Source organism: Streptomyces sp. NPDC005151 (assembly GCF_053599875.1).
This window is the reverse complement of record NZ_JBSFYR010000013.1, coordinates 50,326-74,011: the sequence shown is the minus strand read 5'-3', so window position 1 is coordinate 74,011 and position 23,686 is coordinate 50,326. Positions and strand designations below refer to the sequence as shown.

The following is a 23,686-nucleotide window of genomic DNA, read 5'->3' as shown; positions in this document are numbered from 1 at the left end:
AGTAGCTGGTCCTTTCCTTCCTTCTCGCCTACCGGGTTAGCTGACGGGTTCGGAGCAGGAAGGTCTCCTACGGATCCCCGGCCTCACAGGAGGTCGCGGCATCCGATTCACCCCAGGGACTGTGTGGGTCCCCGGCTCCCCAGGCTCGCGCCTGACGGGGACTCGGCGATCACTGCCCGGCGCCACGGATGCGGCATACGAGTGACGGACAGTGGAGCCGACGCTAGGCGGGGGCACTTTCATTCACCAAACGGACAGGGCGCTTTGTAGCGCATCCCACAGGGCAAGGAATAAGTTTTCATCTCAAATCAGACAAAAGGGAAGACCCTGGCGAGAAGCGACTCGCCAGGGTCTCTCTTTGCCCCTCTTTGCGGGACTTTGGTGCATCAGCCGGTGACGACCGACACCTCTCCGATGCCCAACGCCCTGACCCGCTCCTCGATCTGCGCGGCGTCGCCGACGAGAATCGTGACCAGCCGGTCCACGGGGAAGGCGTTGACCACGGCTGCGGTCGCCTCGACCGTGCCGGTCTCGGCCAGGCGGGCGTACAGCTGCGCCTGGTAGTCGTCCGGGAGGTGCTGCTCGACCTGGTCGGCGAGCGTGCCGGCGACGGAGGCAGCCGTCTCGAACTTCAGCGGGGCGACACCCACGAGGTTCTGCACAGCGGTCTCGCGCTCGGCGTCGGTCAGCCCCTCGGCCACCAGCGTCCGCAGGACCTTCCACAGGTCGTCGAGCGCCGGTCCGGTGGACTCCGTGTCCACCGAGCCACTGATCGCCAGCATCGCCGCGCCGGTCGCCCCGGAGGCGGAGTCCGGGGCCGTCGAGCGCAGGACCTGCCCGAAGGCCCGCACGCCGTAGGTGTAGCCCTTCTCCTCGCGCAGCACCCGGTCCAGCCGGGAGGTGAGTGTGCCGCCCAGGCAGTAGGTGCCGAGGACCTGGGCCGGCCACACGCTGTCGTGCCGGTCGGCGCCGATGCGGCCGATCAGCAGCTGTGTCTGCACGGCGCCCGGACGGTCGACGATCACCACGCGGCCGGTGTCGTCGGCAGTGATCGGCGGGACCGGACGGGGCTCCACGGTGTTCCCGGTCCAGTCGCCGATGGTGTCGGCGAGCAGGGCGTCCAGGTCGATACCGGTGAGGTCGCCGACGACGACGGCGGTCGCGGTGGACGGCCGGACATGGGCCTCGTAGAAGGCTCGCACGGCCGCGGAGTCGATCCGCTCCACCGTCTCCTCGGTGCCCTGGCGCGGGCGTGACATCCGCGACGTGGCCGGGAAGAGCTCCTTGGAGAGCTGCTTGGCGGCACGCCGGGCCGGGTTGGCCTGCTCGTGCGGAATCTCGTCGAGCCGGTTGTTCACCAGTCGCTCGATCTCGCTGTCGGCGAACGCGGGCGCCCGCAGCGCCTCGGCGACCAGCCCGAGAGCCTTGGCCAGCCGGGAGGCCGGAACCTCCAGGGAGACCCGCATGCCGGGATGGTCGGCGTGCGCGTCGAGGGTGGCGCCGCAACGCTCCAGCTCGGCGGCGAACTCCTCGGCGGAGTGCTTGTCGGTGCCCTCGGAAAGGGCTCGCGCCATGATCGTGGCCACGCCGTCGAGGCCCTCGGGCTCGGCGTCCAGCGGGGCGTCGAGGAAGATCTCGACCGCGACGACCTGCTGGCCGGGACGGTGGCAGCGCAGCACCGTCAGCCCATTGGGCAGGGCGCCGCGCTCGGGTGCGGGAAAGGCCCAGGGCCTGGCCGTGCCGGGGGTCGGCTGCGGGTGGTACTCCATCGATACTCCAGTCGCGGCAGCGTCGGTCACTTGTCCGCCCCTTCGTGCGCGTCGGTGTCGGTGTCCGTCTCGTCGGCTTCCGCGTCGGCGGATTCGGCCGGCTCGACCGGCTCGTAGACGAGCACCGCCCGGTTGTCGGGGCGCAGCTGGGCCCTGGCCGCCGCCTGGACCTCGTCCGCGGTGACGTCAAGGACCCGCTGGACGGCGGTCAGCGCGAGCTGCGGGTCGCCGAACAGCACGGCGAACCGGCAGAGTTCATCGGCGCGGCCCGCGACCGTACCGAGCCGGTCCAGCCACTCGCGCTCCAACTGTGCCTGAGCGCGCTCCATTTCCTCGGGCGTGGGGCCCTCGGCGGCGAACCGGGCCAGCTCCTCGTCGACCGCGGCCTCGATCTGCGCCACCTCGACACCGCCGGACGTCTTCACGTCCAGCCAGCCGAGCGAGGGCGCGCCGGCCAGCCGCAGCAGCCCGAAACCTGCCGCAACGGCTGTGCGGTCGCGGCGGACCAGGCGGTTGTGCAGCCGGGAGGACTCACCTCCGCCGAGCACGGTCAGCGCGAGATCCGCGGCGTCGCACTCCCTGGTGCCGTCGTGCGGCAGCCGGTAGGCGGCCATCAGCGCCCGCGCCGGGACCTCCTCGTGGACCTCTTCGCGCAGCTGCTCGCCGATGGTCTCGGGGAGCGTGCCGTCGCGCGGCGGCTGCTTGCCGTCGTGGGACGGGATGGAGCCGAAGTACTTCTCGATCCAGGCGAGCGTCTGCTCGGGGTCGATGTCGCCGACGACCGACAGCACCGCGTTGTTGGGCGCGTAGTACGTACGGAAGAAGGTCCGCGCGTCTTCGAGTGTCGCCGCGTCCAGGTCGGTCATCGAGCCGATCGGGGTGTGGTGGTACGGGTGGCCCTCGGGGTAGGCGAGGGCGGTCAGCCTCTCGAACGCCGTGCCGTACGGAACATTGTCGTACCGCTGGCGGCGCTCGTTCTTGACGACGTCCCGCTGGTTCTCCATGGACTCGTCGTCGAGCGCGGCGAGCAGCGAGCCCATCCGGTCGGCTTCGAGCCACAGGGCCAGTTCCAGCTGATGCGTGGGCATCGTCTCGAAATAATTGGTGCGTTCGAAGCTGGTCGTCCCGTTGAGGGAGCCGCCGGCGCCCTGCACCAGCTCGAAGTGTCCGTTCCCCTTGACCTGTCCGGAGCCCTGGAACATCAGGTGCTCGAAGAGGTGAGCCAGACCCGTGCGCCCCTTGACCTCGTGGCGCGACCCGACGTCGTACCAGAGGCACACCGCGGCGACCGGGGTCAGATGGTCCTCGGAGAGCACCACGCGCAGGCCGTTGGCCAGACGGTGCTCGGTCGCTGTCAAGCCGCCGGAGCCGGCCTGGGCTGTGGCCGTGTGACCCATGGGCATGTACGTCCCTTCGATCGCGATACTGGATTTCTTGCGAGACCTGCCACTGTAAGCAAGCGCACCGACACCTGGCGAAGTTCCCGTGCCGTGGAAGTTCGCGTGAAAGAGCGCTTGGGACGGGTCGAGGTCGGCGTTGTCAGTGCGGCGGTCCACAATGGTCCGCGTCAGAACCAGAGGTTGCCCGAACAGATCTGTGAAGGAGTCGCAGCAGCGATGGCCCGCCGCAGTACGAAGACCCCGCCGCCGGACGACTTCGAGGAGAAGATCCTCGACATCGACGTCGTCGACGAAATGCAGGGCTCCTTCCTCGAGTACGCGTACTCGGTGATCTACTCACGGGCCCTGCCGGACGCCCGCGACGGCATGAAGCCGGTGCACCGCCGCATCGTGTACCAGATGAACGAGATGGGGCTGCGCCCCGACCGCGGCTATGTGAAGTGTGCCCGCGTCGTCGGCGAGGTCATGGGAAAGCTGCATCCGCACGGCGACGCGTCGATCTACGACGCGCTGGTCCGGATGGCGCAGCCGTTCTCGATGCGGCTCCCCCTCGTCGACGGGCACGGCAACTTCGGCTCGCTCGGCAACGACGACCCGCCGGCCGCCATGCGGTACACCGAGTGCCGGATGGCCGACGCCACGTCCCTGATGACGGAGTCGATCGACGAGGACACCGTCGGTTTCCAGTCGAATTACGACGGCCAGGAGCAGGAACCGGTCGTCCTCCCCGCCGCGTATCCGAACCTCCTGGTCAACGGGTCGTCCGGAATCGCGGTCGGCATGGCGACCAATATGCCGCCGCACAACCTGGGCGAGGTCATCGCCGCCGCCCGCCATCTGATCAGACATCCGGGCGCGGACCTGGAGACCCTGATGCGGTTCGTCCCCGGACCCGACCTGCCGACCGGTGGCCGGATCGTGGGCCTCGGCGGGATCAAGGACGCGTACGCGGCCGGACGTGGCACGTTCAAGATCCGTGCGACGGTCGCCGTGGAGAACGTGACGGCCCGCCGCAAGGGTCTGGTCGTCACCGAACTTCCCTTCTCCGTCGGCCCGGAGAAGGTGATCGCCAAGATCAAGGACCTGGTCTCGGCGAAGAAGCTCCAGGGCATCGCCGATGTCAAGGACCTCACCGACCGCGAGCACGGCCTGCGCCTGGTCATCGAGGTCAAGAACGGCTTCGTGCCCGAGGCCGTGCTGGAGCAGCTCTACAAGCTGACGCCGATGGAGGAGTCCTTCGGCATCAACAATGTGGCGCTGGTCGACGGACAGCCGCTCACGCTGGGTCTCAAGGAGCTCCTCGAGGTCTACCTCGACCACCGCTTCGACGTGGTGCGCCGCCGCAGCGAGTTCCGCCGGACCAAGCGCCGGGACCGGCTGCACCTGGTCGAGGGCCTGCTCGTCGCGCTGATCGACATCGACGAGGTCATCCGGCTCATCCGGTCCAGCGACAATTCCGCGCAGGCGAAGGAGCGGCTCATCGAGCACTTCTCGCTGAGCGAGATCCAGACGCAGTACATCCTGGACACCCCGCTGCGCCGGCTGACCCGGTTCGACCGGATCGAGCTGGAGAGCGAGCGGGACCGGCTCAACGCCGAGATCGACGAGCTGACGACGATCCTCGAATCGGACGCCGAGCTGCGCAAGCTGGTCTCCACCGAACTGGCCGCGGTCGCGAAGAAGTTCGGCACCGACCGGCGTACGGTGCTGCTGGAGTCGGCCGGTTCGCAGGTCGCCTCGGTGCCGCTGGAGGTCGCGGACGACCCCTGCCGGGTGCTGCTGTCCTCGACCGGTCTGCTGGCCCGTACGGCCACCGGCGACCCGATCGTCGTCACCGAGGACGCCAAGCGCGCCAAGCACGACGTGATCGTGTCGGCCGTGCCGGCGACGGCGCGTGGCGATGTCGGCGTGGTGACGTCGACAGGGCGGCTGCTGCGGCTCGCGGTGATCGACCTGCCCCAGCTGCCGGACACCCATGCCGCGCCCAATCTTTCGGGCGGGGCACAGGTCTCGGAGTTCCTCACGCTGGAGACCGGTGAGGAGGTCATCTGCCTCACCACGCTCGACGAGTCCTCCCCCGGCCTGGCGATCGGCACCCTGCAGGGTGTCGTCAAGCGGGTGGTGCCGGACTATCCGGCCAACAAGGACGAGCTGGAGGTCATCACCCTCAAGGACGGTGACCGGATCGTCGGCGCCGCCGAACTGCGTACGGGCGAGGAGGACCTCGTCTTCATCACGTCCGACGCACAGCTGCTGCGCTACCCGGCGGCCCAGGTACGGCCGCAGGGCCGGCCGGCGGGCGGCATGGCGGGCGTGAAGCTGGTGGAGGGCGCCGAGGTGCTCTCGTTCGGCGCGGTGGACCCGGCGGCGGACGCGATGGTGTTCACGGTGGCGGGCTCGCACGGCACGCTGGACGACTCGGTGCTGACGGCGAAGCTCACGCCGTTCGACCAGTACCCGCGCAAGGGCCGGGCCACCGGCGGCGTGCGCTGTCAGCGCTTCCTCAAGGGCGAGGATGTCCTGGTGTTCGCCTGGGCGGGTGCGATCCCGGCTCGGGCGGCGCAGAAGAACGGCACCCCGTCCGAACTGCCGGAGCCGGATCCGCGGCGCGACGGTTCGGGGACGCCGCTGGCCAAGTCGGTCGCGGTGATCGCCGGACCGGTGTAGCCGGCGGGATACCGTCGGCCGCATCCGTCGGTCGGTTTCAGTCGGCCGGCTGTTGTACGTAGCGCAGGACGCCCCACATGCTCTGCTCATGTGCGGCGTCCTGTGTCATGTCCGGCGCCGGCCCTGCTTCCACCGGCGGTTCGGTGCTCTGGCGGCAGTCGGCCAGCTCCTTGTGCAGGGCATCCGGGTCGATGCCGGAGCCGATCAGCACCAGCTGGGTGAGGCGCGGTTCGTCGCGCTTCCAGGGCTGCGGGGCGACAGGAACCGGCCGACCGCATGCACCTCGTACGTGTTGCCGCGGTCTCCCGCGCCGAAGTCGACGTACCCCTTGATCCGGTAGAGGCCCTCCGGCCGGGAGTCGAGAAACTCCATCGTTCGGCGGGGGTTCATGGGTACTTCGGCGCTGAACGAGACACTCTCGTACGTGGTGTGCAGATGCCCGGCGTGCGTCTCGCCGCCCGATCAGGACGACCGGGATCCTGCGGTCGGCCAGCACCTTGTAGTGATCGTGCGGGGCGTCGGCCTGGTGGTAGAGCCCGTCCGCGAAGACCACACCCGACACCTGCTGCTGCAGGAGCAGTTCCACATAGTCGGCCTCGGAGACCCCCCCTTGGTCTGGGTGCACAGGACGGGGGTCAGCCGCTGCTGGGCAAGCGCACCGCCGACGACCTCGGCGAAGGCCGGGAAGATCGGGTTCTGCAGCTCCGGCAGGACCAGTCCGACCAGCCGGGCCCGCTCGCCGCGCAGCTGGGTCGGACGCTCGTAACCGAGGACGTCGAGCGCGGAGAGGACGGCCTTCCGGGTGGCGTCGGAGACTCCGGGCTTGCCGTTGAGCACCCGGCTGACCGTGGCCTCGCTGACTCCCACCTTCTGTGCCACCTGAGCAAGTCGTCGCGTCATGCACGCAAGATTGGCGAAAAAGACGCAAGCGGATTGTGTGGAGTTGGAAAGAAGAGAGATTTCAGGAAGCGCAGGGCTGCGTTTTACCTTCATACGATGAGCGCACCACCGCCCACCCCCCGGAGACCGCGACGGCTCGGCTGGCCGCAGCGGGTCTTCTCCCAGGTGCTGCTGATGCAGCTCGCCATCGCTACCGGCGTCACCGTACTCGCCACCGGCCTCTTCCTGGCACCCCTCAGCACGCAGCTCGACGACGAGGCGATGCGCCGTGCGCTCGCCATCGCGCAGAGCACGGCGGCCCAGCCGCAGATCGCCGAGTCCCTGCTCACCACGGCCCCCGCACCCGGGGGGCCCGTGCAATCCGCCGCGGAGCGGATCAGGTGGTCCACCGGCGCCGAGTACGTCGTCGTCATGGACCGGCACGGGGTGCGCTGGTCGCACACCGACACCCGCCGGATCGGCAAGGTCGTCTCGACCGACCCCAGTGAGGCGCTCGCGGGCGGAGAGATCATGGAGATCGACAGCGGTACGCTCGGCCGCTCGGCACGCGGCAAGGTGCCGCTCCGCGACAACGCGGACCACATCGTCGGAGCGGTCTCGGTCGGCATCGCGTACGACAGTGTCCGCGCCCGGCTCCTGGCGGCGATCCCGGGGCTGCTCGCCTACGCGGGCGGGGCGCTCGCTGTCGGGGCGCTGGCTGCCTACCTGATCTCCCGCCGCATCCAGCGACAGACCCACGACCTGGCCTTCTCCGACATCTCCGCGCTGCTGACCGAGCGCGAGGCGATGCTGCACAGCATCCGCGAAGGGGTCGTCGCGCTGGACCGTACGGGACGCATCCGGCTGCTGAACGACGAGGCGCAGCGGCTGCTGGGGCTCGGCCCCGACGCCGCGGGCCGCCCGCTCGACGACGTGCTCGGCCGGGGGCGGACCGCGGACGTACTGGCCGGCCGGGTGGTGGGCGACGATCTGCTGACCGTGCGCGGCAACCGGGTGCTGCTCGCCAACCGGATGCCGACCGCCGACGGAGGCGCCGTCGCCACCCTCCGCGACCGCACCGAACTCGAACACCTCGGCCGCGAGCTCGACTCCACCCGTGGTCTGATCGATGCCCTGCGCGCACAGGACCACGAGCACGCCAACCGGCTGCACACCCTCCTGGGGCTGCTGGAGCTGGAGATGCACGAGGACGCGATGGAGTTCGTCACCGAGGTCGTCGGCGTCCACCGGGCCACCGCCGAGCAGGTCACCGAGAAGGTCCATGATCCGCTGCTGGCCGCCCTGCTGGTCGGCAAGGCGACGGTCGCCGCGGAGCGCGGCGTCTCGCTGCGCATGGCGCCCGGCACGCTGCTCCCTGACCGGCTGGTGGACCCGCGCGGGCTGGTCACCGTCGTCGGCAACCTCGTCGACAACGCCCTGGACGCGGCCGCCGGATCGGACGACGCCCTGATCGAGGTGGGGCTGCGGGCGGACGGCCGTACGGTGGTGCTGCGGGTCCGCGACAGCGGCCCCGGCGTCCCTCCCGAGAATCGCGAATCGGTCTTCACGGAGGGCTGGTCGACCAAGGAACTCCCGGCGCACGGCAAGCGCGGTCTGGGCCTCGCGATGGTACGGCGGCTGGCCGGACGACAGGGCGGCAGCGCCACCGTCGACGGGGCGCCGGAAGGCGGCGCCGAGTTCACTGTCGTACTGCCCGAGGCGCTCACCGAACCGGGTCTCGCGGAAACACAGCTTCCGGAGCCGGACCTCACGGGAGGAGTTCAGTGATCCAGGTCCTGGTCGTGGACGACGACATCCGGGTCGCGCGGATCAACGCGGCGTATGTCTCCAAGGTGCCCGGCTTCCGGGTGACCGCGCAGGCGCACAGCGCCGCCGAGGCCCTGGCCGCGGTCGAGTCGCAGCACGTGGACCTCGTCCTGCTCGACCACTACATGCCCGACCGCAATGGCCTGGCCGTGGTGCGGGAGCTGCGCAGGCTCGGCCACCACACCGACGTGATCATGGTGACTGCGGCGCGTGACGTCGCCACCGTCCAGGAGGCCATGCGGCACGGCGCGCTCCAGTACCTGGTGAAGCCGTTCACGTACGCGGGGCTGCGTACCAAGCTGGAGGCGTACGCGGCGCTGCATCACACTCTGGAGGGCGGCGGCGAGACCGAGCAGGGAGACGTGGACCGGCTGTTCGGCGCTCTGTGGGCGGCGGGTGAACCCGACCTTCCCAAGGGCCACTCTCCCACCACTGCGGAACTGGTCCGCCAGGCACTCAAGGGCGCCGAGGGGCCGCTCTCCGCGCAGGAGATCGCGGAGAGCGCCGGAATGAGCCGGCAGACCGCGCAGCGCTACCTGAAGCTGCTGGAGCGGATGGGTCGGGTGCGGCTGACACTGCGGTACGGCGAGACAGGCCGCCCGGAACACCGCTACACCTGGGCCTCGAGCTCCTAGGGAATCCCTGTGTGACGGACCACCGGCCCACAGCAGCCACAACCAGTCCCGCTTTTCCCGGACCGGCTCCTCCGCCGTCCGCTGCCCGGACCGGCTACACCGCCCCCGCCCCGGTCAGCGCGCGAACCTCGGTCTCCGCATGCTTGGCGTCGTCGGGTGGCTCGGGTGACGTGACTGTGCCGATCCAGCCGGCCAGGAAGCCGAGCGGGACGGAGACCAGTCCGGGGTTCTCCAGTGGGAAGAACTGGAAGTCGACGCCGGGGAAGAGCGAGGTGGGGCTGCCGGAGACGACCGGTGAAAGCAGGACGAGCAGCACCGCGGGGATCAGCCCGCCGTAGACCGACCAGACCGCTCCCCGCGTGGTGAAGTTCCGCCAGAACAGCGAGTAGAGCAGCACCGGCAGATTGGCCGAGGCGGCGACGGCGAAGGCGAGCCCCACCAGGAACGCCACATTCAGATCCTGGGCGACCAGGCCCAGCCCGATGGCGGCCACCCCGATCCCGGCCGCGGCGACCCTGGCCACGGTGACTTCGCTGTGCTGCTTGGAGCCCGGGCGCCTGAGCGAGGCGTAGAGGTCATGGGCCACGGAGGCGGACGAGGCAAGCGTGATCCCGGCGACAACGGCGAGGATGGTCGCGAAGGCCACGGCGGCGACCACGGCGAACAGAATCGCTCCCCCGGTGGAACCTTCGCCGCCACCGAGCACCAGGGCCAGCAGCGGGACGGCCGTGTTCCCGGCGGGACTCGACGCCCGTACGTCCGCCGAACCGACCAGCGCTGCCGCACCGAACCCGAGCACGATCGTCATCAGGTAGAAGCTGCCGATGAGGCCGATCGACCAGACGACCGAGCGGCGGGCGGCGCGGGCGGTGGGCACGGTGTAGAAGCGCGACAGGATGTGGGGCAGTCCGGCCGTACCGAGCACCAGGGCCAGCCCGAGGCTGATGAAGTCGAATCGGGCGGTCCAGCTGCCGCCGTACTTGAGTCCGGGCGAGAGGAACTTCAGTCCGTGCCCGCTCCGTTCGGCGGCGGAGGTGAGGAGCGCGTTGACGTTGCCGTGGAAATGGACCAGAACGAGCACGGTGAGCACAGTCGCGCCCGCCATCAGCAGGACGGCCTTGACGATCTGGATCCAGGTCGTGGCGCGCATCCCTCCGAAGGACACATAGATCACCATGAGCGCCCCGACCCCGATGACGGTCCAGGAGCGGGCGGCGTTGCTCGTACCGCCGAGGAGCAGGGCGACCAGGCTGCCCGCACCCACCATCTGCGCCACCAGGTAGAGCACGGAGACGGTGACGGAGGAGGTGCCCGCCGCGATCCGTACCGGACGTTCCGCCATCCGCGCGGCCACCACGTCTGCGAGGGTGAATCGGCCGCAGTTACGGACGAGTTCGGCCACCAGCAGCAGGACGACGAGCCAGGCGACGAGGAAGCCGACCGAGTACAGCATGCCGTCGTATCCGAACAGCGCGATCAGGCCGGAGATACCGAGAAAGGATGCGGCCGACATGTAGTCACCGGCGATTGCGAAACCGTTCTCCATGGGGGAGAACAACCGACCTCCGGCATAGAACTCCTCCGCCGAGCCGTGCCGGTTGCGGCTCACCCAGGTGGTGATGGCGAGCGTCACGGCGATGAATGCACTGAACAGAAGCAAGGCCAGGGTCTGGTGATTCCCGCTCAACGCCCGATCCCCCGCGTCATCTCCTGAGTCTCCCACCGCAGATCGAGCGCGGCCCGGTCCCTGCGCAGTCGCGCATGACGTGTGTACGCCCCGGTGAGCAGGAACGTGGTGAGGAACTGCCCGAGCCCCGCGACCATCGCCACGTTGACGGCCCCGGCGACCGGACGGGCCATCAGCCCGGGTGCGGTGACCGCCGTGACAACGTAGGCGAGGTACCAGACGAAGAAGGCCAGGGTAGCGGGGCCGACGAACCGCCGGTATCGACGGCGCACTTCCTGGAAGGCCGCGCTGCGCTGCACCTCCAGATAGATGTCGGCCGCGCTGTGGCTGCGCTGCAGGGCCACGGGCCCGGGTGGCCTGACGGGCACGAAGCCCCCCGCACCGTCCAGCTCGCCCCATCCGGAGGCCAGAGCGTCGTACCACGGGTCGTCGACTCGCATCGCTGCGGCGTCGCGCCCTGCTTCCTTCTCCACCGAACAACTCCCCTTGCCCACGGACCACTTCGGCCGCGTACCCAAGAATGGGCAGATCAGGAAGATCCCGGGCACTTCATTCGCCGCTCTTCACCTCTTCAGGTGAAGGATGTCCCGGGCGGGTGTGCGAGACCCCGAACGTACGCATAGCGCACGGCCTGCGCTCTGTCGCGCACCCCGGCCTTGGCGAAGAGATTGTTGATGTGGCTCTTCACCGTGGCCTGCGAGATGTGGGCAACCGCTCCAGTGCGGTCACCGCGCAGCCGCACCACAGGACCACGGCCGCCACACCGGCACCGGCTTGCTGCGCCCCGAAGGCCGCCGCCATCAGCAGCGCCATGAGCCCGAGGGAGGGCCACAGCCGGTGTTCCAGACTGGTCCGGAAGAACGCCCATGCGGTCCAGGCGCAGCCCAGTACGCCCAGCAGTCCGACCGCGACTTCCCAGGGGCCGAACTTTCCGGCGGTGACGCTGCCCCAGAGCGCGAGGGCCAGCAGGAGCGCGCGTACGGACCAGGCAATGACCGCCCGTGGGCGCGTGCGCCCCTGCCGGGAGAGTGCCTCCCTGCCGGGAGAGTGCCTCCCGGGACGGCCAACTCGTCCAGGTAGCGCGTGTCACACACGGCCCTTCCACGCCGGCTGCGACGACGGGCCGCCGACAGCATCACCGTACGCCGGGCTCATCCCCCGGGCCCGCCAGGTCAGCACACCGCTGCGCGCGAGCAGCGTCAGCGCGAGAGCTGCCATGAGGGCGGCACTGCCCTGACGTATGCCCATGAGCACGGCCGTCCCGTACAGCGCAGCTCTCAGCGCCAGACCTCCCGTCCAGACCAGGACGGTGGCCTTGGTGCCCCTGCTCCACAGCGATCCGCCCGACTCGCGCCACAGCCGGGTCGTCCAGCCCCAGCCGACGCCGATGACCAGCCCGACCAGCAGTTCGGCGCCGAGGACCACCACGGACAGCGCTTCGTGGCGCGGGTCCGTCAGGCCGGGTTCGTGCAGGGACATGAAGATGAGAATGCCGGGCAGGACCCACCAGCGCCGGTCTTCCGAGATCCGTCGTGCCGAGCACTGGCGGACCACGACAAGCGCGATGACGGCAATGATCACCAGGACATTGATGAGCCCTGACATGGCGCCTCCGAAGTGCGGAAAGGTTCAACACCTTCGACGCTACGGAAAATGCCAGGTCAGAGGATCGGCTCAGGGGTTGATCGTGGGTGGAGCCGCCGTCTCCACCCACGGGTGGAGACGGCGGCTGCCGGTCACACGTCGATGCGCGAGCGGTCCAGTGTGGCCGCCGAGCTGGTGATGAATTCCTTGCGGGGCGCGACCTCGTTGCCCATCAGCAGATCGAAGACCTGCTCGGAGGATTCGAGGTCGCCGATGTTGATCCGCCGCAATGTGCGGTGGCGCGGATCCATCGTGGTCTCGGCCAGCTGGTCGGCGTCCATCTCGCCCAGCCCCTTGTACCGCTGGATCGAGTCCTTGTACCGGACGTGCTTGCGCTGCAGCTCCAGCAGCGTCTGGCGCAGCTCGCCGTCGGAGTACGTGTAGATGTACTTGTCCTGGCCCTTCTTCGGCTGGACCAGCTCGATCCGGTGGAGCGGGGGCACGGCGGCGAAGACGCGTCCCGCCTCGACCATGGGCCGCATGTACCGCTGGAAGAGCGTGAGCAGCAGGATGCGGATGTGCGCACCGTCGACATCGGCGTCCACCAGAAGGACGATCTTGCCGTAGCGGGCGGCGTCGATGTCGAAGGTCCGCCCGGACCCGGCCCCTATGACCTGGATGATCGCGCCGCACTCGGCGTTCTTCAGCATGTCCGAGACGGACGCCTTCTGGACATTGAGGATCTTGCCCCGGATCGGCAGCAACGCCTGGAACTCACTGTTCCGGGCGAGCTTGGCCGTGCCGAGCGCGGAGTCCCCCTCCACGATGAAGAGCTCGCTGCGGTCCACGTCGTCGCTGCGGCAGTCCGCGAGCTTGGCGGGCAGCGAGGAGGACTCCAGCGCCGTCTTGCGGCGCTGCGCGTCCTTGTGCTGCCGGGCCGCGATGCGGGTGCGCGCTGCGGCGACCGCCTTGTCCAGGACCGCCCTGGCCTGCGCCTTGGCATCACGCTTGGTGGAGGTGAGGAATGCCTTGAGCTCCTTGGCGACGACATTGGCGACGATCCGGTTGGCCGCCGAGGTGCCGAGGACCTCCTTGGTCTGGCCCTCGAACTGCGGCTCCGCCAGCCGTACGGTGACGACTGCGGTGAGGCCCTCCAGGGCGTCGTCCTTGACGATGTCGTCCTCGGCGACCCGCAGGAGCTTCGCGGAGCGGAGCACCTCGTTGACCGTCTTGGTCACGGAGCGTTCGAACCCGGTCACATGTGTGCCGCCCTTGGGGGTGGCAATGATGTTGACGAAGGACTTGAGGTTGGTGTCGTATCCCGTGCCCCAGCGCATGGCGATGTCGACAGCCAGCTCACGCGTGACCTCGGTCGCCGTCATGTGCCCGCGCTCGTCCAGGACCGGCACGGTCTCCTTGAAGGTGCCCTGCCCGGTGAGCCGCAGCACGTCGCAGACGGCCTTGTCCTGGGCGAGGTACTCGCAGAATTCACTGATTCCGCCGTCGAAGCGGAACGTCTCCTCGGTCTTGCCCTCACCGTCGAGACCGCGTTCGTCGCGTACGACGATCGTGAGTCCGGGGACAAGGAATGCCGTCTGCCGGGCCCGCTGGTAGAGCGGCTCCAGGCCGAGCTTGGCGTCCTTGAGGAAGATCTGCCGGTCGGCCCAGTAGCGCACCCTGGTGCCGGTGCGCGTCTTCGGGACCCGCTTCCCCTTGCGGAGGCCGTTGGCCGGGTCGAACGGGCTGTCCGGCCCCTTCTCGGTGAAGATGCCCGGCACCCCGCGCCGGAAGCTGATCGAGTGGGTCGCGCTGTTGCGGTCGACCTCGACGTCGAGGCGGGCCGAGAGCGCGTTGACCACGGAGGCTCCCACACCGTGCAGACCACCGGACGCGGCGTACGAGCCGCCGCCGAACTTGCCGCCGGCGTGCAGCTTGGTCATGACGACCTCGACGCCGGACAGTCCGGTCTTGGGCTCCACGTCGACGGGGATGCCCCGGCCGTTGTCCCGGACCTCGACGGAGTTGTCCTCGTGGAGGATGACCTCGATGTGGTCGCAGTAACCGCCGAGGGCCTCGTCGACGGAGTTGTCGATGATCTCCCAGAGGCAGTGCATGAGGCCACGGCTGTCGGTCGACCCGATGTACATCCCGGGGCGCTTGCGGACCGCCTCAAGCCCCTCCAGTACGAGAAGGTGCCGCGCGGTGTAGTTGGAGCCGTCTCGGTCTGCTCCGGTCAGCAGCGCAGTGGACGGCACGGACGTATCGGCGGTCACGCGGTTCGCTCCTCGCTGAATTTCATTTGGGGTCCAGGTGGGTAACGGGCTTGGCTTCGGTTGCCGCTGAGAGCGTACCGAGGCCTGGTAGAGCGGTTGTACCGCCACCCTCGGGGAATGCTCACACTAGACCAGCCTCGCATACGCGTTCGATCCCTCGTTGGAGTGACGCGCACATCACGTTCCCTTCGAGGCATGAACCATTTAGGCTCCGGGCACGTCCTCATGAACAAACCGGCAAGCCGGCCGGACGGACCGACCGACCGACCAATACAAGCAACGCGAAACCGTAGCGCTACGCAATACGGCACATTCGCCGCTAACCGGCAACAGACAGCCATCTTGAGAAGAAGTTTCGAAGAAAAGCCACGAGCGGGAACGTTTTCGGCCTGGTTGGATGTTGACCCTGGTACGACAGCTCGTCGAGCTAGAGAAGAGGCGACGTGACTACTGTTCTGACCCCCGCGAGCCCGCTGACCGCAGCAGACCGCTGTGACCGTTGCGGCGCCCAGGCATATCTGCGCGTCGTCCTGATCAGCGGCGGTGAACTGCTCTTCTGCGCCCACCACGGTCGCAAGTTCGAGCCGGAACTCAAGAAGATCGCCGCGGAAATACAGGATGAGACGGACCGACTGACGGCCGTGCAGGCCAATGCCGTCGAAGAGGAACAACACTGACACCTCGCATCCACGACGAGCCAGGGTCCGGCTCCGTACCGGCCGACGGGCGGCTCCCCCACCGAGGGGGGAGCCGCCCGTTCTCGTACCTACGGAGCGGCGCCGGTCAGCTACTGCCTGTCATCCAGCTCGCCGCCGCGGAGATCCTCGTGTAGACGCCGGGGCTGCCCGCGACCCCACAGCCATTCCCCCAGGACACCAGGCCGATGAGCCGCCCACCGGCCACCAGCGGCCCTCCGCTGTCCCCCTGGCATGCGTCGTGCCCGCCCCGCTGTTCGCCCGCGCAGAGCATCGTCGAGGCCTCGTACGCGGCGCCTCCGCCGCCCGGGTAGACCCGCTGGCACGTGCTGTCCGGCAGAACACTCACCTGGGCGGAGCGGAGCGACGTCACGTAGTCACCGTTCCCGGAGATGTCCCCCCAGCCGTAGACGAGGGCTGCGCTACCCGGCTCATCGGCCTGGTCACCGGCTGTGGCCATCGGGATCACGCTCTCTCCTGGGAGCGCGTCGGCCAGGGTGAGCACCGCCAGATCGCCGGAGTTGGTGGTGGGGTCGTACCCCGGGTTGATCCATGTCCCCTTGACCGCGACCTCCCGGCCGCCGGAGCCGGTCAGTTCATCCCGCCCGGCAATGATCCGCAGGTCGCGCACCTGGCCCACGTCGGTGCCGAGCGCCTCCCGGCCCAAACAGTGGGCGGCGGTCAGCACCTTCGTCGGCCCTACCAGCACGGCACCGCAGAACTGGCCCGCACGGGTACCTCCGAATCGGTTACGGCTGGACAGTGCCACGACCCACGGACTGTCCTTGACATGTGCCGGCTGCCCACCGATGACGATGCTGTCGGCAGCCGCCGGAACCGGGGACCCGAGCGATATCACGGCTGCCGCGGCAACCAGGGCGAGCGGCCCGGTCATGGCGCGGACGACGGTACGGGACATGCGTACTCCTGACTCTGCGGTGGATCATGCCCACTCAGAGTCATCCGCCATGTCGGCAACCGCACCCGCACATGCGGCGAGGGCCCGGTTCCTCGGAACCGGGCCCTCGGCCTGCCTACTCCCGCGACTCAGTCGAGGTAGTCGCGCAGCACCTGCGAACGCGACGGGTGGCGCAGCTTCGACATGGTCTTCGACTCGATCTGGCGGATGCGCTCACGCGTCACGCCGTAGACCTTGCCGATCTCGTCGAGGGTCTTCGGCTGACCGTCGGTGAGACCGAATCGCATCGAGACCACGCCGGCCTCACGCTCGGAGAGGGTGTCGAGCACCGAGTGCAGCTGCTCCTGGAGGAGCGTGAAGCTGACCGCGTCGGCCGGGACGACCGCCTCGGAGTCCTCGATCAGGTCACCGAACTCACTGTCCCCGTCCTCACCCAGCGGCGTGTGGAGGGAGATCGGCTCACGACCGTACTTCTGGACCTCGATGACCTTCTCGGGGGTCATGTCGAGCTCCTTGGCCAGCTCCTCCGGGGTGGGCTCACGGCCCAGGTCCTGGAGCATCTGACGCTGCACACGCGCGAGCTTGTTGATGACCTCGACCATGTGCACCGGGATACGGATGGTGCGAGCCTGGTCGGCCATGGCGCGGGTGATCGCCTGACGGATCCACCAGGTGGCATACGTGGAGAACTTGTAGCCCTTGGTGTAGTCGAACTTCTCGACCGCGCGGATCAGACCGAGGTTGCCCTCCTGGATCAGGTCCAGGAAGAGCATGCCGCGGCCGGTGTAACGCTTGGCCAGCGAGACCACGAGGCGGAGGTTGGCCTCCAGCAGGTGGTTCTTGGCGCGGCGCCCGTCCTCGGCAATGATCTCCAGCTCGCGCTTGAGCTTCGGTGCGAGCTTGTCGGAGTTCGCCAGTTTGTCCTCGGCGAACAGGCCCGCTTCGATGCGCTTGGCGAGTTCGACCTCCTGCTCGGCGTTGAGGAGCGGGACCTTGCCGATCTGCTTCAGGTAGTCCTTGACCGGGTCGGCCGTGGCGCCTGCGACGGCGACCTGCTGGGCGGGCGCGTCGTCCTCGTCGTCGTCGGAGAGGACGAATCCCTTGTTCTCGCCCTCGCCCTCCTCCTCGTCGCCCTTGCCGACCTGCACTTCCTCGACAGCCTCGTCGCCGTCGAGGAGCTCGTCGGCGTCCTTCTTGCCGGCCTTCTTCGTTGCAGTCTTCTTGGCCGCCGTCTTCTTCACGGCGGTCTTCTTGGCAGCCGTCTTCTTGGCTGCCGCCTTCTTCGCAGGGCTGGCCGCGGCAGCGTCGTCAGCCACCACGTCCACGGTCTCGGCCGCCGGGGCGGCGGTGGCCGCGACGGTCCTCGTCACGGTCGTCTTGGCCGCGACAGTCTTGGTGGCGGTGCGCTTGACCGGGCTCTTCGCTGCGACGCTCTTGCGGGCGCGCTTCGGCGACTCCGCGGCACTGACCATCAGCGTCACACCCTCTTCCTCGAGGATCTGGTTGAGGCTGCGCAGAACATTCTTCCACTGGGTTGGCGGAATCTGGTCAGCCTCGAAGGCCCGACGCACGTCATCGCCGGCGATCTGCCCATCAGCCTTTCCCCGCTCGATGAGCGCCATCACAGACTCGGACTCGGCGATCTCCGGCGGGAGCGTACGGGATGTGCTGGCCGACACGAACAACCTCTCGGAACGATGGAAAACGGCTTCCGGCCCAGCCCGGGAGAGGGCTGGAACCGACGACCGTCGGGCTGGAAATGTACCGACGGCGCGGGTTTGGCCTCAGAACTGCACAGCGCCGTCAATGGCTGCTGTATTCCTTCCGCGGCGGTCACCTCTTAAGTCATCGCACCACCTCAAGGAGTGTTACGCCCAATCCGCGTGGCCCGAGTCACACCCCATTCGCGGCGAATGCGACCAAGAGCGACATCCTTCAACAATTGAGCCGCCGGACCGCGAGGGTCCGGCGACACATGGTTCGTACACCCTGGCCGTACCGCGGTCAGTGCTCGCGCGGCGCCGGCACCACCCGCTCCACCTCGGGGTGGACGACAAGCAATTGACGCATGGCCGCCTCGGCACCCGCCGCGTCGCCGGTCGCAAGGGCGTCGACGATCCGGACGTGGTGACCGAGGGACGCCTCGCCGGGGCGGTCACAGCCGGTGACCGGACCACCCGAGACCTGGAGGGCGGCCGAGACGATGCCGGCGAGATGTTCGAGCATACGGTTGCCGGCGGCCTGGATCAGCAGGGCATGGAACTCGGCGTCGGCCCGCGAGTAAGTGATCATGTCGCTCTGCGCGAGCGCGTGCCCCATGATCTCGACCATGTCACCGAGCCGCTGCTGAATGTCCTCACGGCCGTGACCGGCGGCGAGGCGAGCGGCGAGCGGTTCGATCGTCCAGCGGAGCTCACCCAGCTCACGACGCTGGTCGTCGCGCTGCGGACCGAAGGCTCGCCATTCGATGATGTCGGGATCCAGCAGATTCCAGTCGCTGACCGGACGGACCCGGGTACCCACATTGGGCCGGGCGCTGACCAGGCCCTTGGCCTCAAGAACGCGCAGAGACTCACGTACGACGGTGCGGGAGACCTCGAAACGCTGGCCGATCTCCTCCGGCACAAGCGGGCGATCGGCGCCCAGATCACCAGAGACGATCATCTGACCGAGCTGCTGAACGAGCTGTCCGTGGAGGCCACGGCCGCGGCTGGCCGAACCCCGCCGGCTCGCCCGCCCCAGCTCTGCATCGGTGCCGTCCCACGAACGGATGGCGGCGCGCTCGCCGGCCGGCGCCTCCGTATAGGGGTAGCGGTCGAGTTCACCCGAGCCGGCGAGGCCGGAATCGACGGAGCGGGCGGCGGTCATCATGGTGTGCGCAAGGGTACTCACGCATCCTTTGTCGGCGCGGCTCGCCCGCCCCTTGAGGTCTTTGGTGAAAAGCACACGAAAGGGTGATCGGCACCCACCCCCCAATTGACGCCTTATCTGTATAAAACGGGCACCTTCAAGGGAATTGCAGGCCTCGTGACCGGGTGTCCGCGCTCCGTGATCACCAACGGACCCTGCCGCGAAGGCTGGTGAACACATACGCGCAGATGAGAACCGAGAGCGACAACGACAGCGCCGCCCCCACGGGGTGCGCGATCACGCGCACCCCCGTCATCACCCAGGAGTCCATCCCGTCCGGCCACTGCACCCAAGCCAGTTCACGGAGCCTGCCGGGAAGCCCGAGTACCGAATGGCTGGCCGGCCCCGACAGTGCTCTCCGGACGAGCGGAACGACGAGCGCGGGCACAGCGAGCACTGCGGCAACTCCGGCGGCTGTCACTCGGAAGATTCCGGCGGCCAGCAGACCCGCCCAGGCACAGCCCACGTTCAGGCCCACCCAACTCACTGCGAGAAAAGCTGTACTCGACGGAACGCTGACCAAGTCGCCTCCGTACACGAGACGGAGTGCCTCGGCGGAGGCCGCCACAACGATCAGAGCGAGGAGCAGCGCGACGCCCGCGGAGACCGCCAGCTTGGCCAGGAGCAGACCGAGGCGGCGGGGGACGGTGCCGCGGCCAGCCGCAAGCGCGGGGTAGCGGAACTCGTCGCCGAAGGAGAGCGCGCCGAGCAGTCCGGCGCCGACAGCAGCGGGCGGCAGGGGCAGCGCCGTGGGCCAAGCTGCAAGCACGTTCGGCAGCGGGGCATGGCCGGTGCGGGCGAGAAGGACGGAGAGCCCGACCGAGACGACCAGAACCGCCGCCATGATCAACGTTGTTGTCCTGACGCCGAAGAGACGGCGCAGTTCGTAGCGGAGCGGCCGGTGCGGACCACGAGCCGGCTGCCGGCGGATCGACGGCGCGTGTTCCGGACCCGGGACGGGCGATGCCGTCTGCGGCACAGCTTCCGGCTCGGAGGCAGTCGGCTCCGGTTGCGCCGGTGCCGCCTCCGGGCCTGACGCGGGTGACGCCCGCCCCGGCGATGCAGCCTCCGCTTCGGGAGCGATGGCCGTTGCGGGGCCGGTGTCGGCGATCTCGTCGGCGAGTTGGTGAACGGGTACACCGTGGCGGAATGCCGTGTCGCCGATCTCCGCGCACGTGCTGCCGTACACCGAGAGGCGGCTGCCTGCTTCGGTGACCACCTCGACGGAACGCCGGGCGGCGCGCGCCTCACGGCTCACGACTGCGGCGAGCCGTGCGGCGTGCGGAGTCCGGACTGCGACGCGGGGACGCAGACGGGTACGCGAGAAGTCGACGACGTCCTGGTCGGAGACCAGCCGTCCGGCGTCGACGGTGACCACGTGGTCGGCCGCGCGCGCCGCCTCCTTGGGGTCACAGGTGGTGTAGAGGACCGTTCCTCCCTGCGCGGCATGGGCACGCAGGAACCCGTGCAACCAAGCGTTCTCGCGTGGCGAGAGCCCCTCTCCGGGTTCGTCGAGGATCAGCGCATGGGGGTCTCCGAGCAGCGCCGACGCGAGGCCCAGCCTGCGGTCCATGCCGAGCGAGAGCGCTCCGATGCGCTGATCGCCGAGCCCGGCGAGGCCGACGGTGTCGAGCAGCTCGTCGGCCCGGGAGGCGGGTACGCCCGCTGCGGCGCTGAGCATGCGCAGCTGGCCACGGACGGTGCGGACGGGATGGCCGGGCACGTCCCCGAGGAGCACTCCCACTTCACGGGCGGGATGCGGGATGCGGTGCAGCGGCCTGCCACGGAAGTAGGTGACACCGCGACCTGACTCGATTTCGAGCATCAGACGGAGGGCTGCGGTCTTGCCGGAACCGGGGGCGCCGAGGAGTGCCGTGACACGGCCGGGTCCGGCTTCGAAGGTGAGGTCGTCCACGGCGGGCGGCCGGCCGCGGTGGGGGGCGCTGGTGAGTCCGATGGCCTGGAGCATCGCTTCTCTCGCGGGAGGTGAGACCGCTCGGCGGCAGGGCGAATACCGCAGCACGATAACCCGGCATATCGGACTTTTAGCGCATCATCGGTCCTGCGGGCGCTCCGCGAGGTCAGACCTCGGGCCTCAGCATCGGCGGATTGAGCACGGTGGCCGCGCCGGCCCGGAAGAGCTGGGCGGGGCGCCCGCCCTGGCGGGTGGTCGTTCCGCCGGCAGGCACCAGGAAGCCGGGGGTGCCCGTCACCTTGCGATGGAAGTTCCGCGGGTCCAGAACCACCCCCCAGACCGCTTCGTACACCCGGCGCAGCTCTCCGACCGTGAACGCAGGCGGACAGAAAGCGGTGGCCAGCGAGGAATACTCGATCTTGGAACGTGCCCGCTCGACGCCGTCGCCAAGGATCTGTGCATGATCGAAGGCGAGCGGGGCGTACTGTTCACCCTCGCGGCCGAAACCGCCCTCCGGCCCGAGCAGATCCTCGACGGGTACCCATCGTGCACTGTTCGCGTCGCCGCCCGCGCGGGGAGCGGGCAGGTCGGGGGCGAGTGCGAGGTGAGCCACGCTGACGACCCGCATCCGGGGGTCGCGCTTGGGGTCGCCGTAGGTGGCGAGCTGTTCGAGATGGGCACCATTGCCGACTGCTGGAGTCACCGGGTCCTGCGCGCACAGTCCGGTTTCCTCGACAAGCTCACGCGCCGCAGCGGCTCCGAGGTCCTCATCGGCTCTGACGAAGCCACCGGGAAGTGCCCACCTGCCCTGGAACGGGGACTCGCCGCGGCGAACCACCAGCGCACAGAGCGCATGACCGCGCACGGTGAGCACAACCAGGTCGACGGTGACAGCGAAGGGCGGGAAGGTCGACGGGTCGTAGGGCGGCATGCCGTGATCATAGTCGTCTGCCTGACGATAAACACTCCCTTCGTCATGATCTTCATCTAGCCCGGCCCCAGAAACTGGTCGGCTCGCCGCCCGCGCGATGAGAGTCGTTCTCCGGGGTACGCCACGGCAGCACCCCGGAGGCCGTTGTGTTCCGGTGCGCAGAAGCTGCCCACCGGCGGCTCCCCCTCGTCGCTCTTGTCGGTCTCGCTGTCTGTGCCCGCTCAACTCGATGCCCTGCGCCGCGCCCCCGCTCCCCTGCCCGACGCCGGGCGATCGGTATCCATGGTCATCGGCCGCCCCCGGCCCCGCCGTGACCGTGGGCCCGCGGCTCACGGTCACGGCGTCGCGCGACCGCCCTTGGCCGGGCCGGGCCGGGCTGCGTCTTGTTCCGCCTCACCGCCGACGGGCGTACTGTGCGGGGCTGGACGACTCGCGCGGCACGATGGTGACCGCGTTCCTTCTGCTCGCTGCTCTCCCCGCGCAGGCAGCGGCGCAGAGCCTCCGGATCGAGTCCTTCGTTGCACGCCTGATGGAGCAGTTGAGCGAAGGTGTAGTCGGGGTCCACCCGGAGGGCCAGCCCCAGTGCGACCCGGGCGCCCGGCTCGTCGCCTGTCGACCAGGAGACCCAGCCGACCAGGGTGAGCGGCGCAGCAGCGTGTTCCTCGTACGGTCCGACGCAACGGCGTGAGAGCGCCCGCCACAGCCGCAGGGCGGATTGGGCTTCGGGCCCTTCCATCCATTCCGCGGCCTTGTCCCGGGTCTCCCGGTCCTGGAGACCGAGGATCACCGCGGCGGCCTCGTCATTGCTGATCAGCGAGTCGTCCTGGCTGTCGGCCGCGGAGGGCGCGGTCGTCGGCGCCTCCCGGAGGCGTTTCATCAGGACGCGCGCGAGCCCGAGGGTCTCGCGAGCCACTTCCTTGCGTCCCTCCTCGTCGAGGATCCTCGGCACCAGTGCAGCGCCGGCCGAGTCGAGAGCCTGCGGTTGCTCTGCCACGGCCGAGGTCTTCAGAGGCGCCAGTCTGGCTTCCATCTCCCTCAGAGATCCCCGGACCTGAATACCCGCGTAAGTGGCGGCGGCCGCCATCACCGAAGTGCCCGGCAGGGACAAGCCGTTGCCTTCGCTCGGGCAACAGCGCGCGTCCAAACAGCAGTAGGACCAGTAGCGTCCGCCGGAGATGCAGAGCGCTTCGAGGACGGGTACATCGAGAGCCCCGCAGGCCGTGCGCAGACGCTGGGCCAGCGGCCGCAGCCTCTCCATCGTCTGGCCCGGAGTCTCCCCGTCGGCAGGATCCTGGCAAAGGAATACGACGATCGCATCAGGGTGCTCACCGCGTCGCTCGCTCCCCTTGACCAGGCACTCGGCGAGCTGCTCGGCGACGTGCGGCCATTCCTGCGGCGACTGCGGAATTCCGAGCCTGAGCCGCCCGCCGAAGCGGCCCCGGCCGCCGTGCAGAGCGACCATGACCACGCTGTCGTTCGGATAGAAGCCCATGAGATACGGAAGGGCATCGGCGAGTTCGGCAGGCCCGCGCAGAGTGATCTGCTGCTCGTCGGCCGGTCCGGTGGATTCGTGGTGCTTGTTCATGGCATGACCG

General features: G+C 69.0%; 18 protein-coding genes, 3 pseudogenes and 1 riboswitch. Of the genes and pseudogenes, 4 read left to right on the top strand and 17 right to left on the bottom strand.

The window, feature by feature from the left end; all coding sequences use genetic code 11:
- Nucleotides 1-11 precede the first annotated feature (11 nt).
- Nucleotides 12-178, bottom strand: a riboswitch (cyclic di-AMP (ydaO/yuaA leader).
- 208 nt (nt 179-386) lie between these two features.
- Both ACWD6R_RS10345 and ACWD6R_RS10340 read right to left on the bottom strand, forming a co-directional pair.
- Nucleotides 387-1,769: a M16 family metallopeptidase gene (locus ACWD6R_RS10345; RefSeq protein WP_451818349.1), complete on the bottom strand. Its 1,383-nt coding sequence runs from the start codon at nt 1,767-1,769 to the stop codon at nt 387-389.
- Between the two features lie 26 nt (nt 1,770-1,795).
- Nucleotides 1,796-3,172: a M16 family metallopeptidase gene (locus ACWD6R_RS10340; RefSeq protein WP_451818309.1), complete on the bottom strand. Its 1,377-nt coding sequence runs from the start codon at nt 3,170-3,172 to the stop codon at nt 1,796-1,798.
- A 213-nt stretch (nt 3,173-3,385) separates the two neighbouring features.
- On the opposite strand from ACWD6R_RS10340, the gene ACWD6R_RS10335 reads away from it, so the two are divergent.
- The gene (locus ACWD6R_RS10335; RefSeq protein ID WP_451818308.1) at nt 3,386-5,836 is read left to right on the top strand and encodes a DNA gyrase/topoisomerase IV subunit A; all 2,451 of its coding nucleotides are present in this window, start codon (nt 3,386-3,388) and stop codon (nt 5,834-5,836) included.
- A 37-nt stretch (nt 5,837-5,873) separates the two neighbouring features.
- Here the strand turns inward: ACWD6R_RS10335 and ACWD6R_RS10330 are convergent, their stop codons facing one another.
- The 3 genes and pseudogenes from ACWD6R_RS10330 to ACWD6R_RS10320 form a co-directional block, all read right to left on the bottom strand.
- On the bottom strand, nt 5,874-6,047 hold the full coding sequence (locus tag ACWD6R_RS10330) for a hypothetical protein (protein WP_451818355.1): 174 nt from the start codon (nt 6,045-6,047) through the stop codon (nt 5,874-5,876).
- Nucleotides 6,048-6,208 (bottom strand): annotated as a pseudogene (locus ACWD6R_RS10325) (GTP-binding protein); the annotation flags it as partial.
- Nucleotides 6,209-6,296: 88 nt separating this feature from the next.
- A pseudogene (locus ACWD6R_RS10320) lies at nt 6,297-6,736 on the bottom strand (LacI family DNA-binding transcriptional regulator); the annotation flags it as partial.
- A 96-nt stretch (nt 6,737-6,832) separates the two neighbouring features.
- Here ACWD6R_RS10320 and ACWD6R_RS10315 point away from each other — a divergent pair.
- The gene (locus ACWD6R_RS10315) at nt 6,833-8,503 is read left to right on the top strand and encodes an ATP-binding protein (protein ID WP_451818307.1); all 1,671 of its coding nucleotides are present in this window, start codon (nt 6,833-6,835) and stop codon (nt 8,501-8,503) included.
- Complete coding sequence (locus ACWD6R_RS10310) at nt 8,500-9,177, top strand: DUF7342 family protein (protein WP_451818306.1); 678 nt, start codon at nt 8,500-8,502, stop codon at nt 9,175-9,177. Before ACWD6R_RS10315 ends, ACWD6R_RS10310 begins: the two co-directional genes overlap by 4 nt.
- Before the next feature lie 94 nt (nt 9,178-9,271).
- On the opposite strand, the gene ACWD6R_RS10305 is transcribed toward ACWD6R_RS10310, so the two are convergent.
- The 6 genes and pseudogenes from ACWD6R_RS10305 to ACWD6R_RS10280 form a co-directional block, all read right to left on the bottom strand.
- Complete coding sequence (locus tag ACWD6R_RS10305) at nt 9,272-10,864, bottom strand: solute symporter family protein (RefSeq protein WP_451818305.1); 1,593 nt, start codon at nt 10,862-10,864, stop codon at nt 9,272-9,274.
- Nucleotides 10,861-11,304 (bottom strand): DUF485 domain-containing protein, encoded by a 444-nt coding sequence (locus ACWD6R_RS10300; RefSeq protein WP_451818348.1) that lies wholly within the window; start codon nt 11,302-11,304, stop codon nt 10,861-10,863. Before ACWD6R_RS10300 ends, ACWD6R_RS10305 begins: the two co-directional genes overlap by 4 nt.
- A gap of 131 nt (nt 11,305-11,435) precedes the next feature.
- Nucleotides 11,436-11,570 (bottom strand): annotated as a pseudogene (locus ACWD6R_RS10295) (response regulator transcription factor); the annotation flags it as partial.
- Nucleotides 11,549-11,677 (bottom strand): hypothetical protein, encoded by a 129-nt coding sequence (locus ACWD6R_RS10290; protein WP_451818354.1) that lies wholly within the window; start codon nt 11,675-11,677, stop codon nt 11,549-11,551. The gene ACWD6R_RS10290 and the pseudogene ACWD6R_RS10295, both read right to left, overlap by 22 nt.
- A gap of 273 nt (nt 11,678-11,950) precedes the next feature.
- A complete protein-coding gene (locus tag ACWD6R_RS10285; RefSeq protein ID WP_451818304.1) occupies nt 11,951-12,469 on the bottom strand; it encodes a DUF1453 domain-containing protein in 519 nt (172 codons plus the stop codon).
- 131 nt (nt 12,470-12,600) lie between these two features.
- Nucleotides 12,601-14,721 (bottom strand): DNA gyrase/topoisomerase IV subunit B, encoded by a 2,121-nt coding sequence (locus ACWD6R_RS10280; protein ID WP_451818303.1) that lies wholly within the window; start codon nt 14,719-14,721, stop codon nt 12,601-12,603.
- 443 nt (nt 14,722-15,164) lie between these two features.
- Here ACWD6R_RS10280 and ACWD6R_RS10275 point away from each other — a divergent pair, with 443 nt between their 5' ends.
- Nucleotides 15,165-15,398, top strand: coding sequence for a DUF7455 domain-containing protein (locus tag ACWD6R_RS10275; RefSeq protein ID WP_037701300.1), 234 nt, complete (start codon nt 15,165-15,167; stop codon nt 15,396-15,398).
- Nucleotides 15,399-15,504: 106 nt separating this feature from the next.
- Here the strand turns inward: ACWD6R_RS10275 and ACWD6R_RS10270 are convergent, their stop codons facing one another.
- The 6 genes from ACWD6R_RS10270 to ACWD6R_RS10245 all read right to left on the bottom strand — a co-directional run bounded on the left by ACWD6R_RS10270 (nt 15,505) and on the right by ACWD6R_RS10245 (nt 23,676).
- A complete protein-coding gene (locus ACWD6R_RS10270) occupies nt 15,505-16,335 on the bottom strand; it encodes a S1 family peptidase (protein ID WP_451818302.1) in 831 nt (276 codons plus the stop codon).
- Between the two features lie 128 nt (nt 16,336-16,463).
- Entirely contained in the window at nt 16,464-18,014 is a 1,551-nt protein-coding gene (locus ACWD6R_RS10265; protein WP_451818301.1) for an RNA polymerase sigma factor, read from the bottom strand.
- A 325-nt stretch (nt 18,015-18,339) separates the two neighbouring features.
- Nucleotides 18,340-19,206 (bottom strand): FadR/GntR family transcriptional regulator, encoded by an 867-nt coding sequence (locus ACWD6R_RS10260; RefSeq protein ID WP_451818347.1) that lies wholly within the window; start codon nt 19,204-19,206, stop codon nt 18,340-18,342.
- A gap of 181 nt (nt 19,207-19,387) precedes the next feature.
- Complete coding sequence (locus ACWD6R_RS10255; protein ID WP_451818300.1) at nt 19,388-21,214, bottom strand: ATP-binding cassette domain-containing protein; 1,827 nt, start codon at nt 21,212-21,214, stop codon at nt 19,388-19,390.
- A 112-nt stretch (nt 21,215-21,326) separates the two neighbouring features.
- Entirely contained in the window at nt 21,327-22,091 is a 765-nt protein-coding gene (locus ACWD6R_RS10250; protein ID WP_451818299.1) for an NUDIX hydrolase, read from the bottom strand.
- A gap of 286 nt (nt 22,092-22,377) precedes the next feature.
- Nucleotides 22,378-23,676, bottom strand: a complete 1,299-nt coding sequence (locus tag ACWD6R_RS10245; protein WP_451818298.1) for a DUF4192 domain-containing protein — start codon at nt 23,674-23,676, stop codon at nt 22,378-22,380.
- Between the last annotated feature and the right edge of the window lie 10 nt (nt 23,677-23,686).

Excerpts from the sequence above, each read along its gene's own strand:
- ACWD6R_RS10345 (WP_451818349.1), bottom strand. The coding sequence starts at position 1,769 with ATGGAGTACCACCCGCAGCCGACCCCCGGCACGGCCAGGCCCTGGGCC.
- ACWD6R_RS10340 (WP_451818309.1), bottom strand. The coding sequence starts at position 3,172 with ATGCCCATGGGTCACACGGCCACAGCCCAGGCCGGCTCCGGCGGCTTG.
- ACWD6R_RS10335 (WP_451818308.1), top strand. The coding sequence starts at position 3,386 with ATGGCCCGCCGCAGTACGAAGACCCCGCCGCCGGACGACTTCGAGGAG.
- ACWD6R_RS10315 (WP_451818307.1), top strand. The coding sequence starts at position 6,833 with ATGAGCGCACCACCGCCCACCCCCCGGAGACCGCGACGGCTCGGCTGG.
- ACWD6R_RS10300 (WP_451818348.1), bottom strand. The coding sequence starts at position 11,304 with ATGCGAGTCGACGACCCGTGGTACGACGCTCTGGCCTCCGGATGGGGC.
- ACWD6R_RS10290 (WP_451818354.1), bottom strand. The coding sequence starts at position 11,677 with ATGGCGCTGCTGATGGCGGCGGCCTTCGGGGCGCAGCAAGCCGGTGCC.
- ACWD6R_RS10285 (WP_451818304.1), bottom strand. The coding sequence starts at position 12,469 with ATGTCAGGGCTCATCAATGTCCTGGTGATCATTGCCGTCATCGCGCTT.
- ACWD6R_RS10270 (WP_451818302.1), bottom strand. The coding sequence starts at position 16,335 with ATGTCCCGTACCGTCGTCCGCGCCATGACCGGGCCGCTCGCCCTGGTT.
- ACWD6R_RS10260 (WP_451818347.1), bottom strand. The coding sequence starts at position 19,206 with ATGATGACCGCCGCCCGCTCCGTCGATTCCGGCCTCGCCGGCTCGGGT.
- ACWD6R_RS10255 (WP_451818300.1), bottom strand. The coding sequence starts at position 21,214 with ATGCTCCAGGCCATCGGACTCACCAGCGCCCCCCACCGCGGCCGGCCG.
- ACWD6R_RS10250 (WP_451818299.1), bottom strand. The coding sequence starts at position 22,091 with ATGCCGCCCTACGACCCGTCGACCTTCCCGCCCTTCGCTGTCACCGTC.
- ACWD6R_RS10245 (WP_451818298.1), bottom strand. The coding sequence starts at position 23,676 with ATGAACAAGCACCACGAATCCACCGGACCGGCCGACGAGCAGCAGATC.